This is a genomic window from Kitasatospora sp. NPDC008050 (assembly GCF_042957465.1).
Taxonomy (GTDB): Bacteria; Actinomycetota; Actinomycetes; order Streptomycetales; family Streptomycetaceae; genus Kitasatospora.
This window is the reverse complement of the sequence record NZ_JBIBIJ010000005.1, coordinates 314,967-330,807: the sequence shown is the minus strand read 5'-3', so window position 1 is coordinate 330,807 and position 15,841 is coordinate 314,967. Positions and strand designations below refer to the sequence as shown.

14 protein-coding genes are annotated in these 15,841 nt (G+C 73.0%); 12 read left to right on the top strand and 2 right to left on the bottom strand.

The genetic code is table 11. The features are described 5' to 3' along the window. Positions 1 to 17 precede the first annotated feature (17 nt). The 6 genes from ACFZB9_RS12930 (at position 18) to ACFZB9_RS12905 (ending at position 5,900) form a co-directional block, all read left to right on the top strand. Positions 18 to 728, top strand: a complete 711-nt coding sequence (locus ACFZB9_RS12930; RefSeq protein ID WP_391446408.1) for a UbiX family flavin prenyltransferase — start codon at positions 18 to 20, stop codon at positions 726 to 728. A 150-nt stretch (positions 729 to 878) separates the two neighbouring features. Next, positions 879 to 1,337, top strand: a complete 459-nt coding sequence (locus ACFZB9_RS12925) for an Lrp/AsnC family transcriptional regulator (protein WP_391446407.1) — start codon at positions 879 to 881, stop codon at positions 1,335 to 1,337. A gap of 114 nt (positions 1,338 to 1,451) precedes the next feature. Beyond that, positions 1,452 to 2,414 (top strand): threonine/serine dehydratase, encoded by a 963-nt coding sequence (locus ACFZB9_RS12920; protein ID WP_391446405.1) that lies wholly within the window; start codon positions 1,452 to 1,454, stop codon positions 2,412 to 2,414. Positions 2,415 to 2,482: 68 nt separating this feature from the next. After that, complete coding sequence (mqnE, locus tag ACFZB9_RS12915) at positions 2,483 to 3,646, top strand: aminofutalosine synthase MqnE (RefSeq protein WP_391446404.1); 1,164 nt, start codon at positions 2,483 to 2,485, stop codon at positions 3,644 to 3,646. A 160-nt stretch (positions 3,647 to 3,806) separates the two neighbouring features. Then, positions 3,807 to 4,814: a hypothetical protein gene (locus ACFZB9_RS12910; protein ID WP_391446402.1), complete on the top strand. Its 1,008-nt coding sequence runs from the start codon at positions 3,807 to 3,809 to the stop codon at positions 4,812 to 4,814. A 141-nt stretch (positions 4,815 to 4,955) separates the two neighbouring features. Then, a complete protein-coding gene (locus ACFZB9_RS12905) occupies positions 4,956 to 5,900 on the top strand; it encodes a beta-ketoacyl-ACP synthase III (RefSeq protein ID WP_391446400.1) in 945 nt (314 codons plus the stop codon). A gap of 238 nt (positions 5,901 to 6,138) precedes the next feature. Here ACFZB9_RS12905 and ACFZB9_RS12900 read toward each other — a convergent pair whose 3' ends face one another. Next, entirely contained in the window at positions 6,139 to 6,786 is a 648-nt protein-coding gene (locus ACFZB9_RS12900) for a TetR family transcriptional regulator (protein ID WP_184937043.1), read from the bottom strand. A 411-nt stretch (positions 6,787 to 7,197) separates the two neighbouring features. On the opposite strand from ACFZB9_RS12900, the gene ACFZB9_RS12895 reads away from it, so the two are divergent. Continuing rightward, complete coding sequence (locus ACFZB9_RS12895; protein WP_391446397.1) at positions 7,198 to 9,810, top strand: serine/threonine-protein kinase; 2,613 nt, start codon at positions 7,198 to 7,200, stop codon at positions 9,808 to 9,810. Between the two features lie 231 nt (positions 9,811 to 10,041). Beyond that, the gene (locus tag ACFZB9_RS12890) at positions 10,042 to 11,073 is read left to right on the top strand and encodes a S1C family serine protease (RefSeq protein ID WP_391446758.1); all 1,032 of its coding nucleotides are present in this window, start codon (positions 10,042 to 10,044) and stop codon (positions 11,071 to 11,073) included. Positions 11,074 to 11,206: 133 nt separating this feature from the next. Here the strand turns inward: ACFZB9_RS12890 and ACFZB9_RS12885 are convergent, their stop codons facing one another. Continuing rightward, positions 11,207 to 12,415, bottom strand: coding sequence for a sensor histidine kinase (locus ACFZB9_RS12885; protein WP_391446395.1), 1,209 nt, complete (start codon positions 12,413 to 12,415; stop codon positions 11,207 to 11,209). 338 nt (positions 12,416 to 12,753) lie between these two features. Between ACFZB9_RS12885 and ACFZB9_RS12880 the strand changes: the two genes are divergently transcribed. From ACFZB9_RS12880 to ACFZB9_RS12865, 4 genes are read left to right on the top strand one after another with little or no spacing between them, the layout of a single operon-like run. Then, positions 12,754 to 13,170, top strand: a complete 417-nt coding sequence (locus tag ACFZB9_RS12880; protein ID WP_391446393.1) for an NADH-quinone oxidoreductase subunit A — start codon at positions 12,754 to 12,756, stop codon at positions 13,168 to 13,170. Beyond that, complete coding sequence (locus ACFZB9_RS12875) at positions 13,161 to 13,787, top strand: NADH-quinone oxidoreductase subunit B (RefSeq protein ID WP_391446391.1); 627 nt, start codon at positions 13,161 to 13,163, stop codon at positions 13,785 to 13,787. The genes ACFZB9_RS12880 and ACFZB9_RS12875 overlap by 10 nt, the downstream gene beginning before the upstream one ends. Beyond that, positions 13,784 to 14,860, top strand: coding sequence for an NADH-quinone oxidoreductase subunit C (locus ACFZB9_RS12870; protein WP_391446389.1), 1,077 nt, complete (start codon positions 13,784 to 13,786; stop codon positions 14,858 to 14,860). Before ACFZB9_RS12875 ends, ACFZB9_RS12870 begins: the two co-directional genes overlap by 4 nt. Positions 14,861 to 14,904: 44 nt before the next feature. After that, positions 14,905 to 15,819 (top strand): NADH-quinone oxidoreductase subunit H, encoded by a 915-nt coding sequence (locus ACFZB9_RS12865; RefSeq protein ID WP_391446756.1) that lies wholly within the window; start codon positions 14,905 to 14,907, stop codon positions 15,817 to 15,819. The last annotated feature ends 22 nt before the right edge of the window (positions 15,820 to 15,841 follow it).

Here is a 15,841-nt window from a genome sequence, read left to right as displayed (position 1 = left end):
GGCCCTAGGGTGCGGGTATGGGCAAGGAAGAAGACGACACCGTACGGCGGCCCTGGGTGGTCGGGGTCTCGGGGGCCTCGGGCACCCCGTACGCGGCCTCGGTGATCCGGGCGCTGCTGGCGGCCGGTGAGGCGGTGGACCTGGTGGTCAGCCGGGCCGCCCGGCTGACCATCCTGGACGAGACCGGCATCTCCTTCCGGGACGCGCACTGGCGGGCCGACCTGGCCGCCTGGCTGGGCGACAGCGCCGGCGACAGCGACACCGACAACGACGGCAACGGCGACGGCCCGGCCGCCGTCGAGCTGGACCGGGTCCGCTACTGGGCCGCCGGCGACTTCGCGGCGGGGCCCTCCAGCGGCTCCTACCCGGCCAAGGGGATGCTGGTGGTGCCGGCCACCACCGGCGCGGTGGCCGGGATCGCGCTCGGCCTGAGCAAGGACCTGCTCCAGCGGGCCGCCGCCGTCACCCTCAAGGAGCGCCGCCCGCTGGTGGTCTGCGTCCGCGAGGCACCGCTCGACGGGGTGACGCTGCGTCACCTGGTCGAGCTGGACGCGGCCGGCGCCGTGGTGCTGCCCGCCTCGCCCGGGTTCTACGCGGGCGGCTCCACCGCCCGGGAGCTGGTGGACTTCGTGGCCGGGCGGGTGCTGGACGCGGTCAAGGTGCCGCACGCGCTCTACCGCCGCTGGGGCGGCGAACTGGGTGCGGCCCGCACCGCGGAGGGGGCGTAGGAGGGTGCGTGCCGAGAGAGTATGTTCTCTGCGATATCTGGCATCCGACATCTGACGTCTGCGAAATCCGGGTTGCGCCACGTGTGAGCCCTTGGATTTGCGGATAATGCTCTCGGGGTCTGGCGAGTTCGGAAGGACGCGGGACGGTACATGGACACGGTGGACAGACAGCTCATCCAGGCGCTCCGGGAGAACGGTCGCGCCTCCTACGCGGAACTGGGCCGCCTGGTGGGCCTGTCGGGTCCGAGCGTCACGGACCGGATCAACCGCCTGGAACAGGCCGGGGTGATCACCGGCTACCGGGCGACCGTCAACCCGGCCTCGCTCGGGTTCGGGGTGACCGCCCTGATCGGCCTGCAGCTCACCGACGCGGCCGACCACGAGGACGTGGCGCACCGGCTGAAGGACCTCGGCGAGGTCGAGGACTGCTGGTTCATCGCGGGCGACGACTCCTACATGCTCAAGGTCCGGGTCTCCGACGTGGAGGGCCTGGAGTCGGTGGTGAAGCGGCTGTCGGGCACCAAGGGGGTGGCCCGCACCCGGACCACCGTCGTACTGTCCACCAAGTGGGAGAACCGGGTCAGCGACCTGCCGGCCCTGAGCGACTGAGCCGCGCCGCGGCGCCGGGTGGGGTCCGCCGAGCCGGGTCGGCGGCGGGCCCCGTCCGCAGCGGGGGAGCGGCTCGTCGAGCGAGTGCACATCAGTCTCGGGAATGAGGATCGGATGCCACTGGTCGGGCTGGAAGAGCTGCGTGCCGCTCAGCGACGGATAGCCGGGGTCGCGGTACGCACCCCGCTGATGCCGGCGCTCTGGGCAGAGGACGGCAACCGCCGGCTCTGGCTCAAGCCGGAGAGCCTCCAGCCCACCGGCGCCTTCAAGATCCGCGGCGCCTACAACCGGCTGGCCCAGCTGAGCGCCGCCGACCGGGCGCGCGGTGTGGTCGCGCAGTCCAGCGGCAACCACGCCCAGGCGGTCGCGTATGCGGCCGGGCTGCTGGGGATCAAGGCCGTCATCGTGATGCCCGACACCTCGCCCGCGGTGAAGGTCGAGAGCACCCGCTCCTACGGCGCCGAGGTGGTGCTGGTCGCCCCCGACCGGCGCGACGACGTCCCCGCCGAGCTGAGGGAGCGTCACGGCTACGTCTGGGTGCCGCCCTTCGACGACCTGGACATCATCGCCGGCCAGGGCACGGTGGGCCTGGAGATCGGCGAGGACGCCCCGGACGAGCTGGACACCGTGCTGGTGCCGGTCAGCGGCGGCGGGCTGATCAGCGGGGTGGCGGCGGCGATCAAGCTGACCACCCCGGGCGTGCGGGTGATCGGCGTCGAGCCGGAGCTCGCCGCCGATGCCCGGGCCAGTCTGCGGGCCGGTGAGCGGATCAGCTGGCCGGTCGCCGACACCTACCGGACGATCGCCGACGGGCTGCGCACCCCGGCCGTGGGCGTGCTGCCGTTCGAGCACCTGCAGGCCTACGTGGACGACATCGTCACGGTCAGCGAGGCGGAGATCCGCGACACCGTCGCCGTGCTGGCCCGGCGCGGGCGCCTGGTCGCCGAGCCGTCCGGGGCGGTGGCCACCGCCGGGTACCTGCACCGGGCCGGTGAGCTGCGCGGGAGGGTCTTCGCGGCGGTCGTCAGCGGCGGCAATCTGGAACCCAAGCTGCTGTCGGAGCTGCTCGCCGCATAGGCGTAGTCTCGATCTGGCCATCAGGCCGATGGCTTTTGCACCGAATGACACAGGAGGCGGGTCGCCGCATGGACGCAGGGCTGAAGCGGGAGCTGGAGGCGAAGGTCTACGCGGGCGAGCGGCTGACCCGTGAGGACGGCATCGCGCTCTACGAGAGCGACGACCTGGCCTGGCTGGGCGGCCTGGCGCACCACGTGCGGACGAAGAAGAACGGCGACGTCGTCCACTTCAACGTCAACCGCCACCTGAACATGACCAACGTCTGCGCCGCCTCCTGCGCCTACTGCTCGTTCCAGCGCAAGCCGGGCGAGAAGGACGCCTACACCATGCGGATCGAGGAGGCCGTGCGGCTGGCCAAGGCGATGGAGGTGGACTCGCTCACCGAGCTGCACATCGTCAACGGCCTGCACCCCACCCTCCCGTGGCGCTACTACCCGCGCAGCCTGCGCGAGCTGAAGGCCGCGCTGCCCAGCGTCTCGCTCAAGGCGTTCACCGCCACCGAGATCCACTGGTTCGAGAAGATCAGCGGGCTGAGCGCCTCGGAGATCCTGGACGAGCTGATCGACGCCGGCCTGGAGTCGCTGACCGGCGGCGGCGCGGAGATCTTCGACTGGGAGGTCCGCCAGCACATCGTCGACCACGAGACCCACTGGGAGGACTGGTCGCGGATCCACCGCCTGGCGCACGAGAAGGGCCTGAAGACCCCGTGCACCATGCTCTACGGCCACATCGAGGAGCCCCGGCACCGGGTCGACCACGTGCTGCGGCTGCGTGAGCTGCAGGACGAGACCGGCGGCTTCCAGGTCTTCATCCCGCTGCGCTACCAGCACGACTTCCACGACTCCAAGGACGGCGTGGTCCGCAACCGGCTGATGGAGCGCACCGAGATGGCCACCGGCGCCGAGGCGCTGAAGACCTTCGCGGTCTCCCGGCTGCTCTTCGACAACGTCCCGCACGTCAAGGTCTTCTGGGTGATGCACGGCGTCACCACGGCCCAACTGGCGCTCAGCCACGGCGCGGACGACATGGACGGCTCGGTGGTCGAGTACAAGATCACCCATGACGCGGACAACTTCGGCACCCCGAACAAGCTCGGCCGCCAGGACCTGCTGGAGCTGATCCGGGACGCCGGTTTCCGGCCGATGGAGCGCAACACCCGCTACGAGGTGATCCGCGAGTACGACGGCCCGGACCTGCAGCGCCGCGAGACCCCGCAGGCGATGCGTCTCTGAGCGCAGTCCTCCTGGCCTCGGACACAGGGCCTTCTGGCCTCGGACACAGGCCCTTCCGGCCACGGACACAGGCCCTCCGCACGAGGCCTGACGTCCCTTCATGAGGATTTATGGCGGCCCGGGTTTACCGATCCGGGCCGCTTTTGGCAGGATCGATCGCATGTCCGGAACACGTCGTGCTGCCGAACGCCGCCGCCCCGCGGGTGTCTCCACCGTGGAACCCGTCGGGGGGCGCGCGGTCCCAGGACCCCGGGCGCAGGCCCGCGGCAGGCGGCGCAAGGCCCGACGGCGACGCGGCGCCGCCTCGGCGGGCACGGCGGCACTGCTGGCGGTCGCGGCCGTCGGCTGGTTCGGGTTCGGCCCCGGCGGGCTGCTCACCGCGCACAGCAGCACGGCGGCCGCCCAGGGCACACCGCTGCCGTTGCCGCCCCGGGCGCAGGCACCCGCCACACCGCAGGGCACGCCCGGCGCGAGCGCCGCCGCGACCCCGACGGGGCAGCCGATCGGGCAGCAGCCCGCCGGTGATCCGCACTCCCAGGCACCCAGCGCCGACCGTTCCGACCGGGCGGACGGCACCTTCGCCGCGATACCCGGCCTGGGCACGGGCTTCAGCGCGAAGATCCCGGCCCAGAGCACCCAGGTGGTACTGGCCTCCGGCGCGGGCAAGGACTCCGCCGACTCCACCGTGACGCTGTGGAGCCGCACCCCCGAGGGCCGCTGGCGCCCCGGCGGCGCGTGGAACGCCCACAACGGCGACTCCGGCTGGACCGCCGACCACACCGACGGCGACCTGCGCAGCCCGATCGGCGTCTACACGCTCAGTGACGCCGGTGGTCTGAAGCCGGACCCGGGCAGCAAGCTGCCGTACCACCAGGACAGCGACTTCGTGGCGAGCGGCACCGGTTTCAACGGCGAATCCCTGGCCGGCGCGTTCGACTACGTGGTGGCGATCGACTACAACCGGGTTGTCGGCACCTCCCCGCTGGACCAGCGGAAACCGCTCGGCGCGGCCAAGGGCGGCGGCATCTGGCTGCACGTCGACCACGGCGGCCCGACCCATGCCTGCGTCTCGCTGACCGAGGACCACATGACCGAGCTGCTGCACACCCTCGATCCGGCGGCCCACCCGGTGATCGTGATGGGCGACGCGGCCTCGCTCGCCACCTGAGAATCCTCTTTATGCCCCCGAATGTCCCCACGGGGCCCGTTGCGGGACAAGGGCTGTTGTTCGTCTCCTACAGCTTCCGGGGCCGGATCCTGTCACCGGCCGTGAGCAGTTGACGCACCGGTAACCGGGTTGAGTGGCACTATGACCGGTTCCCGCATTGTGGCGCTCGGCCACTACCAGCCCGCCAAGGTCCTCACCAACGACGACCTGGCGGTTCTGGTCGACACGGACGACGAGTGGATCCGCAGTCGGGTGGGCATCCGCGCGCGGCACATCGCCGAGAGCGAGACGCTCGTCGACCTCGCCACCGAGGCCGCGCAGAAGGCGCTGGCCGCCAGCGGGTTCGCCCCGGCGGACATCGACCTCGTGGTGGTGGCCACCTGTACGGCTGTCGAGCGCAGCCCCAACACCGCCTGCGCGGTGGCCGCCCGGCTCGGCATTCCCAGCCCCGCCGCCTACGACATCAACACCGTCTGCTCGGGCTTCTCCTACGCGCTGGCCACCGCGGACCACGCGATCCGGGCCGGCGCGGCCACCCGGGCGCTGGTGATCGGCGCGGAGCGGATGTCCGACACCATCGACTGGACCGACCGCAGCACCTGCGTGATCTTCGCCGACGGGGCCGGGGCGGCGGTGGTCGAGACCCAGCCGGAGGGGGCCGAGCCCGGCATCGGCCCGGTGGTCTGGGGCTCGGAGCCGGAGAAGACCGATGCGGTGACCATCACCGGGTGGAAGCCGGTGATCAGCCAGCAGGGTCAGGCGGTCTTCCGCTGGGCCACCACCCAGATCGCCCCGCTGGCCCGGCAGACCTGTGAGCGGGCCGGGATCGACCCGAGCCAGCTCAAGGGCTTCGTGGCGCACCAGGCGAACCTGCGGATCATCGACTCGATCGCCGCCAAGCTCGGCGCGACCGACGCCGTGATCGCCCGCGACGTGATCGACTCCGGCAACACCTCGGCCGCCTCGATCCCGCTGGCGCTCAGCAAGCTGGTCGAGCGCGGAGAGCTGAGCAGCGGCGATCCGGTGCTGCTCTTCGGCTTCGGCGGCGGGCTGGCCTACGCGGGCCAGGTGATCCGCTGCCCCTGAGCGGGCTGCCCCCAGGGCTGTCGGACGAGCCCAGGCCGGGCGCAGGCTCGGCTCACAACAGAACGGTGGGCGGGATCCCTGATCGGGATCCCGCCCACCGCCACGTGTGGGGCCGGCGCGCTGCGGTACGTCGGCGAACCTCCCCCGAGGACACGGCCGCCGCCCGACGTTCCACCGGACAGGAGGCCGGGGCCACGCGCGAGCACACGCTATGGGGTTTTTAGGGTTGTCGGACGGTCTACCTGGGAGGCTTCTTGCCGGTGACGCCCAGGTAGACCAGGGGGGCGAGGGTGGGCTTGAGGTCCTTGACCTTGACGCCCCAGGAGGTGAAGGCCTTCTGATGCTCCGCCGCCGAGGCGAGTAGCGAGATCAGCGAGCCGGCCACCGCCGCGGCGTCCTGCGCCTTGTCGGCCTGGCCCTTGGCCTGGAGGTCCTTGACGGCATCCGCGAGCGGCTTGGCGACCGAGTTGAGGACTGTCATACGGATCTTGAAGAACCGCTTGTCCCCTTCCGCGGCACCCAGGGTGACCACGCGCAGAATGGCGTCGTTCTTGCGCCAGAAGGCGAGGAATCCGTCCACCAGTTCTTCGGAGGTGGTGGCACCGGACTTTCCTGCCCAGGACTTTCCGTCGATCAGCTCTTTGAGCTCGACGGAGTCCTTGGCCATTTCCTCGGCGATCTCGAGGACAGCGCCCTCGACATCCGGGAAGTACTGGTAGAAGGTCGCGGGGGAGGTACCCGCCATACGGGCGACGTCGATGACCTTGACGTCCCGGTACGGCGACGTGCTGAGCATCTCGCGGAGGCAGTCGAGCAGCTTCTGCCGCGTCTCCTGTCCGCGTCGCCCGGCGACGCGACCGTCGACGGTGCGAACTTGTCCTGTCATGCCGTCAGCTTACCGCGCACCGATCATGGCGCGATTCGGTGATGCGACTATTAGTCCGCACGGGGGCGGTAATGGGGGCGCGATAGCGATATTCGAAGCCCCCCCGTGTGCTGATGGCGGCACAGAGTGACGGCCAGTGGGCTGAGGGGGACTCGGGTTGCTCTGTGTAGTGCCGCGCATGAATGCGGTGACTCCCGAGGGCTCGTCAGATCGGCTGGCCGATCGTCGAGTCGACGGGCCGTCGGTCCTCTTCCCGGTCGGCCCGGGTCGGCGGCTGGCTGGAAGCCGACGGTATGGCGCGACACGGCCGCAGACCTGGGGCGGGGAGAGATTGGCTCAGGGGCCAGGTGCATTGGAGAATCAACTCCGGCCCCCGAACGGGTGTCGTGGGGACGGGGAGGTGGCAGCCGAGTGGACCAGCTGACGGCGCAGGATCCGAGACGGATCGGGCCGTTCGAGGTGCTCGGGCGCCTCGGCGCCGGTGGGATGGGGCTGGTGTACCTGGCGCGGTCCGCCTCGGGCCGGCGGGTGGCCATCAAGACGGTGCGCGGTGAGCTCGCCGAGGACGAGCTGTTCCGGGTCCGCTTCGCGCGCGAGATCGCCGCGGCCAAGACGGTCGGTGGTTTCTACACCGCGGCCGTGGTGGACGCCGACGCGGATGCCCGGGTGCCCTGGCTGGCCACCGCGTACGTGCCCGCGCCCTCGCTGGAGGACCTGGTCGGCGACTGCGGGCCGCTGCCGGTGGACGCGGTGCGCTGGCTGATCGCCGGCATCGCCGAGGCGCTGCAGTCCATCCACGCCGCGGGCCTGGTGCACCGTGACCTCAAGCCGTCCAACGTGCTGGTGGTCGAGGACGGCCCGCGGGTGATCGACTTCGGGATCGCGGCCGGTGTCTCGAACAGCCGGCTGACCATGACCAACGTGGCGGTCGGCACGCCCGCCTACATGTCGCCGGAGCAGGCCAAGGACAGCCGCAGCGTCACGGGGGCCAGCGACGTCTTCTCGCTCGGTTCGCTGCTGGTCTTCTGCGCCACCGGGCACGCGCCCTACCACGGCGGCAACCCGGTGGAGACGGTCTTCAAGCTGCTGCGCGAGCAGCCGGACCTGTCCGGCCTGCCGGTGGAGCTGGTCGATCTGGTCCGGGCCTGCATGCGGCCCGCGCCCGAGCACCGGCCCACACCCGCGCAGATCCAGGCGGAACTGGCCCCGCACCTGTTCTCCCGGGACGACGCGGGGGAGGAGGGCGGCACCTGGCTGCCGCCCGAGGCGCTGGACCTGATCGAGCACAAGCGCCGCCCCCGCCCGGTGCCGGCCCCGCGGGTGACGGCCGCGCCGCCCGCGATTCCGCCGCTGCCGGCGGGCCCGCCGCCGGTCCCCGCGCCCTACCTGGCCGCGCACGCCGGGCCGGCCGCCTCGGAGGGCCACTGGGGGCCGCCGCCGGTCCCGCCGCTGCCGCCGCGGACGAGCCCGCCGGCGCGTCGCGGGGCGGTGGACCCGCGCACCGGGGCGCTGGGGCCGCTGGGGTCCACGGCGATGGCCCAGGCGGCGGGCTCCGCGGCGGTCGGCCGCCCGGCCATGGGCCAGGCCGTGACCGGCCAGGGAGTGACGGGCCAGGGCATGGCCGGGGCGGCGCAGGACGAGGACGGCGAGGTGGCCACGGCCAAGCTCGGCTCGGCCCACCGGCACCGGCGCGACCCCGTCCAGGAGATCCAGCTCTCCGGCGCCTCGGTGCGGATAGGGCCCGGGCCGCAGGCGCACGGCGTGGAGCCGGCGCCGCCGGCCGCCCCGCCCGGCTGGTCGTCGCCGACGCCCGCCGAGACCGACTGGGTGCGCCGCGCCGAGACCACGGGCGCCCCTGCCGCGGGCCCGGCCGTCACCTCCTCGGTGACCTCCTCCGGCACTGTCGAGCAGGCGGCGCCGGGCCGCTGGCGGCCGTGGCGGTTCCGGATGTCCAACGACGTCTGGGGCACCCCGGTGGTCGCCGACGGCACCCTGTTCATCTCCAGCTTCGAGGTGCACGCCCTGGACATCGCCTCGGGCCGGCGCCGCTACAAGACCCGGGACGTGGCCTGGGCGGTGGCGGTGGACGCCGGACGGCTGCACGCCGCCGACGGCCCGCACCTCTACACGGTGGACGTCGCCGACGGCACCGAGCGCTGGCGCACCTCGCTGGACGGCTGGGTCTACGCGCTGGACGCCGCGGACGGGGTGCTCTGCTGCGGGCTGCGCGGCGGCGGGGTGCAGGTGCGCTCCAGCGCCAACGGGGCGGAGCTGTGGCGGGTGGAGGACGCCCAGCAGGACTACGAGAACCCGCAGTCCGGCCCGGCGCTGCTGGCGGGGTCGGTCTACTACTACGGCGGCGGACGGCTGCGCTGCGTGGACGCCCGCGGCGGACTGCCGCGCTGGACCTTCCCGGTCGGCGAGGACGTGCCCTCGCGTCCCGCGGTGCGCGGCGGCCTGGTCTACGTCACGGCGGGCACCGCGGTGTACGCGCTGGACGCCGCGAGCGGGGCGCAGCGCTGGCGGTTCGAGGCGCCGGTGGTGCTCTTCACCCCGCCGGTGCTGGACGACTCGGCCACTCCGGCCGTCTACGTGGCCGACTACCTCGGCACCCTCTACGCGCTGGACGGCGCCACCGGGCGGGTGCGCTGGCAGGGCCGGACCGCGAGCCGGCAGGGCGCCGAGCCGGTGGTGCTGGCCGGGCGGACCGCGCTGATCGCCAGCGGGGACACCCTCTACGCCTTCGACACGGTGAGCGGGCGGGAGCTGTGGCGCTACGCGGCGCGCGGCGAGATCGTCGGGGCCCCGGCGGCCGCCGACGGGCTGGTCCACCTGGGCAGCCGGGACCACTCGCTGCACACCCTGGAGCTCGGCAGCGGGCGGCTGCGCTGGGAGCTGGGGACCAAGGGCGAGCTGACGGGCTCTCCGGTGGCCGCCCTCGGCCGGGTCTTCGTGAGCAGCAAGGACCGCTGCGTCTACGCCCTGGACGCGGTCTACGGAACGGCGGTGCCCGAGCAGCGCTGAGGCGTGTCCGGGGCCCGTCCCGGGCCGCCTGCGGCGCGCCATTGACGGCAATTCGGACATATCGGTGGAATGCTGACGTGGCCTGGCGAAGGCCGGGCAGCAGTCCCCGTATGGACGGAACCGGAGGCAGTCCAGGTGCACCCCTCGAAGGACCACACCCGCCCGATCCCGCCCGGCCCGCGTCCCACCGGACCCAAGGCCGTCGCCTTCCGGTCGGCCGGGCCGGGGGCGGTGGTGCTCTGCGCCGCGCTGGCCCTGGCCGGCTGCACCAGCGGTCCGTCCTCCTCGTCCTCGGCCTCCTCCTCGACCGGGGCCAGCGCCTCGCCCTCGGTGACCAACCAGCTGCAGACCGAGTACCAGCAGGTGATCGGCAACGTGCTGCCCTCGGTGGTGCAGATCACCACCGCCTCCGGGCTCGGCTCGGGGATCGTCTACGACGACAAGGGCGACATCGTCACCAACGCCCACGTGGTGGGCACCGCGACCAGCTTCCAGGTGAGCCTGGCCAACAGCAGCAGCCAGCTGGACGCCACCCTGGTCGGCAGCTACCCGGACTCCGACCTCGCGGTGGTCAAGCTGACCAACCCGCCCAGCGGCCTGCGCCCGGTCACCTTCGGCAACAGCGCGCAGGTGGAGGTCGGGCAGATCGCGCTGGCGATGGGCAGCCCGCTCGGGCTCTCCAGCAGCGTGACCGAGGGCATCGTCTCCGCCACCGGGCGGACCGTCACCGAGCCGCAGGGCGGCGGCTCGCCCGGCGCCACCATCGGCAACATGGTGCAGACCTCGGCCGCGATCAACCCCGGCAACAGCGGCGGGGCGCTGGTCAACCTCTCCAGCCAGGTGATCGGCATCAACACGCTGGCCGCCGTCGACCCGGAGCTGAACGGCAGCGCCGCCACCGGGATCGGCTTCGCGATCCCGAGCGCCACCATCACCAGCATCGCCGACCAGCTGATCTCCAGCGGCAAGGTGACCAACTCGGGCCGCGCCGCGCTCGGCATCTCCGCCCGCACCTACTACAGCGGCAGCTACCAGCCGGCCGGTGTGGTGATCGTCAGCACCACCTCCGGCGGCCCGGCGGCCTCGGCCGGACTGCAGGCGGGCGATGTGATCACCCAGGTCGGCAGCACCCCGATCACCACGCTCAACTCGCTGACCACCGCGCTGGCCTCGCTCTCGCCCGGCAGCAGGACCACCGTCACCTACACCCGTTCAGGCGCCGGCAAGACGGCGGACGTGACCCTGGGGACGCTCGGCTCCTGACCCGGCGTCGGGGGCGGCCCGTCAAGGACCGGTCCGGCGGCGGCGTACCGCGCAAGGGTCGCCGCCGCCGGACCACGCTCGTTCGGTCACCTCTTCGGGTGGCCCCGGCCCCGGCTCGGGCGCAGGCGCAGGCTCAGGCGGTCCGGGCCGCCCTGGTGTGCCAGGGGAGCTCGATGGTGACCGTGGTCGGGCCGCCCACCGGGCTCTCCACCAGGAAGACGCCGTCCACCGCGCCGACCCGCTCGGCCAGGCCGGCCAGCCCGCCGCCGGGGCGGAAACCGCCACCCGGGGCCATGGCACCGCCCCGGCCGTCGTCGCTGACCTGGATCATCAGCCGGTCGGCGGAGCGCCAGGCGTCCACCGAGGCGTTGGTGGCCCCCGCATGCTTCGAGGTGTTGGTGAGCAACTCGCTGACGGTGAAGTAGGCGATGCCCTCCACCGCGGAGTCCGGGCGCTCGGCGACCCCACCGGGGCCGGTCAGGTCCACGTTGACCTTCACGCCCCCGGGCACGGTGCAGCGGGCGGCCACCGCGGAGAGCGCCGCGTCCAGGCCGCGGTCGGTCAGCACGGCGGGGTGGATGCCGCGGGCCAGGTCGCGTAGCTCCTGCAGGGCCAGCTTCACCTCGCCGTGCGCGGCGTCGACCATCTTGGCGGCCGAGGCCTGCTCGGTCGACAGCTCGGTCTCCAGCAGCTTCTCCTTGGCCAGGCCCAGGTCCATGGCGAGGGCGACCAGCCGGGCCTGGGCGCCGTCGTGCAGGTCGCGCTCGATCCGGCGCAGGTCGGCGGCGGCGGTGTCGACCACCGCGCCGCGGTCCTCCTCCAGCTCGCGCACCCGCGCCGAGAGCCGGTTCGGGCCGAGCAACTGCTCCACCAGCACCCGGTGGGCCACCGCCAGGTAGCGCACCACCCAGGGCAGCAGCGGCCAGCCGGCCAGCAGGAAGACCAGCGTCAGGGTGAACGTGATGATGCCCCAGGGCAGCATCAGCAGGCAGTAGAGGACCGAGCGCCAGCTCAGCCCGTCGGTCAGCGAGGCCAGCACCCAGCCGGTCACCCCGGGCTTGGCGGCCGCCAGCGGCTCCGGCTCCTCGATCTGGGCGCCCAGGCTGGCCCGGGCCCGCCAGCGCGCCGCCGCGCCGAGGCCACGGGCCCCGCGCAGCCCCAGGGCCAGGACCGGCAGCCCGACCACCGTCACGCTCAGCCCCGTGCCGAGCGCGATCACGGTGGTGGTGAAGACGAAGGCCGCGACGCCGAAGGGCAGGCCGAGCAGGTGGTGGCGCACCTCACGCCACAGCTGGGCGCCGTACAGCGGCCGGGCGTCGCGGCGCTCGCCGGGGAGCTTCATGGGGGCGTCCGTTCCAATCGTGAGGGTGGGGCGACTGACAGCTTCGCCGAGGTGGGGGGTTTCGCGCACGGGGGCTAGGGCGAGTCATCACCGGGGGATATCCCCACCCCTGCTCCACGGGGCGGCCGGTCCCGGGGTTCGCCCCGGGAACGGTTGTGGGGCTGCTCGTGGGGCTGTCCTGCCAGTGGACCGAGTCGTCTTAAGTGGCGGGCAGGGTTCCGGCGGGACCGAGCCATGGCCATAGACTCACCGCGTAGCAAGGTTATGGATGAGTAAATAAATGCCCGCGCTGCCTGGCCCGGCCAGCCGCGCGGCACCGCTGAGCTGGAGGCGAACGCATGCAGGGGCCCTGGGCCACCGCCCTCGCGGCCGACCCCGCGCAGGGTGGCGGCTACTTCCACGCGTACGGGGCGGTGGGGCTGCTCGCGGTGGTCGGCGTGCTCTTCCTCGCGGTGGCGTTCACGGCCAACCGCCTGCTGCGCCCGGCGGTCTGGTCCCCCGAGAAGCTGCTCAGCTACGAGTGCGGAGTGGACCCGGTCGGTGAGGACTGGGCGCACACCCAGGTCCGCTACTACGTCTACGCGTTCCTCTACGTGATCTTCGCGGTCGACGTGATCTACCTCTTCCCGTGGGCGACGGTGTTCGCCGCCGCGGGATACGGCATGGGGACGCTGGTGGAGATGTTCATCTTCCTCGGCTTCCTCGCGGTCGGTCTGCTCTACGCCTGGAAGAAGGGGGTCCTGGAATGGACCTGACCCACAGCCACGGCTCGGGTGGACCCGTCCCGCTCGGCCTGCCGGACCCCGCCAACCCCGGCCCGGGGGCGCTGGAACAGCGCCGCCTGGGCCCGCTGGCCCGGCTCGCCCCGGACCCGGTCAAGGTGGTGCTCAACTGGGGGCGCCGCTACAGCCTCTGGTGCTTCAACTTCGGGCTGGCCTGCTGCGCGATCGAGTTCATCGCCGCGTCGATGGCCAAGCACGACTTCATCCGGATGGGCGTGATCCCGTTCGCGCCCGGGCCGCGGCAGGCCGACCTCATGATCGTCTCGGGCACCGTGACGGACAAGATGGCCCCCGCCGTCAAGCGCCTCTACGAGCAGATGCCGGAGCCGAAGTACGTCATCTCCTTCGGCGCCTGCTCCAACTCCGGTGGGCCCTACTGGGACTCCTACTCGGTCACCAAGGGCGTGGACCAGATCATCCCGGTCGACGTCTACGTGCCCGGCTGCCCGCCGCGTCCCGAGGCGCTGCTGCAGGGCATCCTCAAGCTGCAGGAGAAGATCGCGGCCGAGTCGCTGGCGGAGCGCTACGCCGGCCCGTCGACCGCCGCGCTGCGCCGTCCGCTGGTGCCGGGCCCCGGAGGTGCGCAGTGAGCGAGGAGCTGACGCCCGAGCGGGCGGCCGCGGCCATCGGACCCTGGGCGACCGCGGCCCAGGCCTATGAGCTGCTGACCGTCGACGTGCCGGCCGAGCACTGGATCGAGGCGTTGACCGCCGCCCGGGACGGGCTCGGTCTGCGCTTCTTCGACTGGCTGAGCGCGGTGGACGAGCTCGCCGAGGGCTTCGCGGTCTGCGCGCACCTGGCCGCCGCCGGGGACGGCACCCGGGTGCGCCACCTGCTGGTGCGCACTCGGGTGCCGCGCGCGGGCGCTGCGCTGCCGACCGCCGCCGGCGTCTACGCCGGGGCCGGCTGGGCCGAGCGCGAGACGCACGAGATGTTCGGGATCGAGTTCACCGGGCACCGGGACCTGACGCCGCTGCTGCTGCCGGAGGGCTTCGAGGGGCACCCGCTGCGCAAGGAGTTCGTCCTCGCGGCCCGGGTGGCCAAGGCCTGGCCGGGTGCCAAGGAGCCGGGCGAGAGCGACCACGACGGTCCGGCCCGGCGCAAGATGCAGCCGCCCGGCGTGCCGGACCCCAACGAGTGGGGGCCGCTCAAGGGCACCCTGCCGCCGGTCGCCGAGCGGCCGGCCCGCGCCGCCCGCGGACCGCGCGCGGCGGCGGCCGGGGCAGCGGCGGCGGCGGAGGGCGCGCCCGCGGTGCGGGCCGACCGGCCGCGCCGCAACCGCAGCATCAGCGACGGCTCCACCAGCCAGTCGGCACCCGTGGCACCTGCGGCGCCCGAGGTTCCTGCCGCGCCCGCCGCTGAGGGGGCGCCCGCCGCCGAGGGCGCGCCCACGGCCGAGGCCCCGGCGGCCCCGGCCCGTCCCGCGCGCACCCGCAGCGCCGACGCGCCGTGGCACAGCCCGGTGCCGGCGCACGATCCCGCGCCCGCGAAGGAGGCCGCGAAGCCGGCCGAGCCGGCTGCGGACGCCCCGGCAGCCGACGCACCCGCCGCTCCGGAAGCCCCGCAAGCGCCTGAAGAGCCGCAAGCCCCCGAAGCCCCGCAAGCCCCACAAGCCCCACAAGCCCCCGCAGACCCCGAGAAGCAGGACGGAGAGGGCGCGTGAACCTGCTCGACACGCTGCTGCGCTGCCTCGCCGCGCTGGTGGTCATGCTCACCTTCCCGCTGATCATCGGTCAGACCGAGCACAAGGTGATGGCCCACATGCAGGGCCGGCTCGGCCCGATGTACGCCGGTGGCTTCCACGGCTGGGCCCAGCTGGTGGCGGACGGCCTCAAGTTCGCGCAGAAGGAGGACATCGTCCCGGCCGGCGCCGACCGGCGGGTCTTCCAGCTGGCCCCGGCCGTCGCGCTGCTGCCGTACCTGCTCGTCCTGCTGGCCGTGCCGGTGGGCCCCAACGGCTTCGTCGGGCAGGCGATCGACGCGGGCATCTTCTTCGTGCTCGCGGTCATGGGCATCGGCGTGCTCGGCTCGCTGATGGCCGGCTGGGCCTCGGCGAACAAGTTCTCGCTGCTCGGCGGCCTGCGCACGGCCGCCCAGCTGATGTCCTACGAGCTGCCGATGCTGCTGGCCGGCGCCTCGGTGGCGATGGCGGCCGGCACCCTGTCGCTGCCCGGGATCATGGGCGCCTTCCACTGGTGGTGGATCCCGTGGCAGGCGATCGGCGGGTTCGTCTTCTTCACGGCCGGTCTCGCCGAGCTGCAGCGCCCGCCGTTCGACATGCCGGTGGCCGACTCCGAGATCATCTTCGGCGCCTACACCGAGTACACCGGGCTGCGCTTCGCGCTCTTCCTGCTCTCCGAGTACGCGGGCATCCTGGTGCTCTGCGCGCTGACCGCGGTGCTCTTCCTCGGCGGCTGGCACGGCCCGCTGCCGGACAGCCTCGGCTGGCTCTGGACGCTGCTGAAGACCTTCGCGCTCGCCTTCGTGGTGATCTGGGCCCGGGTGACCTTCCCGCGGCTGCGCGAGGACCAGCTGATGCGCTTCGCCTGGACCGTGCTGATCCCGCTCGCGCTCCTCCAGCTCGCCCTGACCGGCATCATCAAGGTGGCGATCTCCCAGTGAACCTCCCCGGATCCGGTCTGGC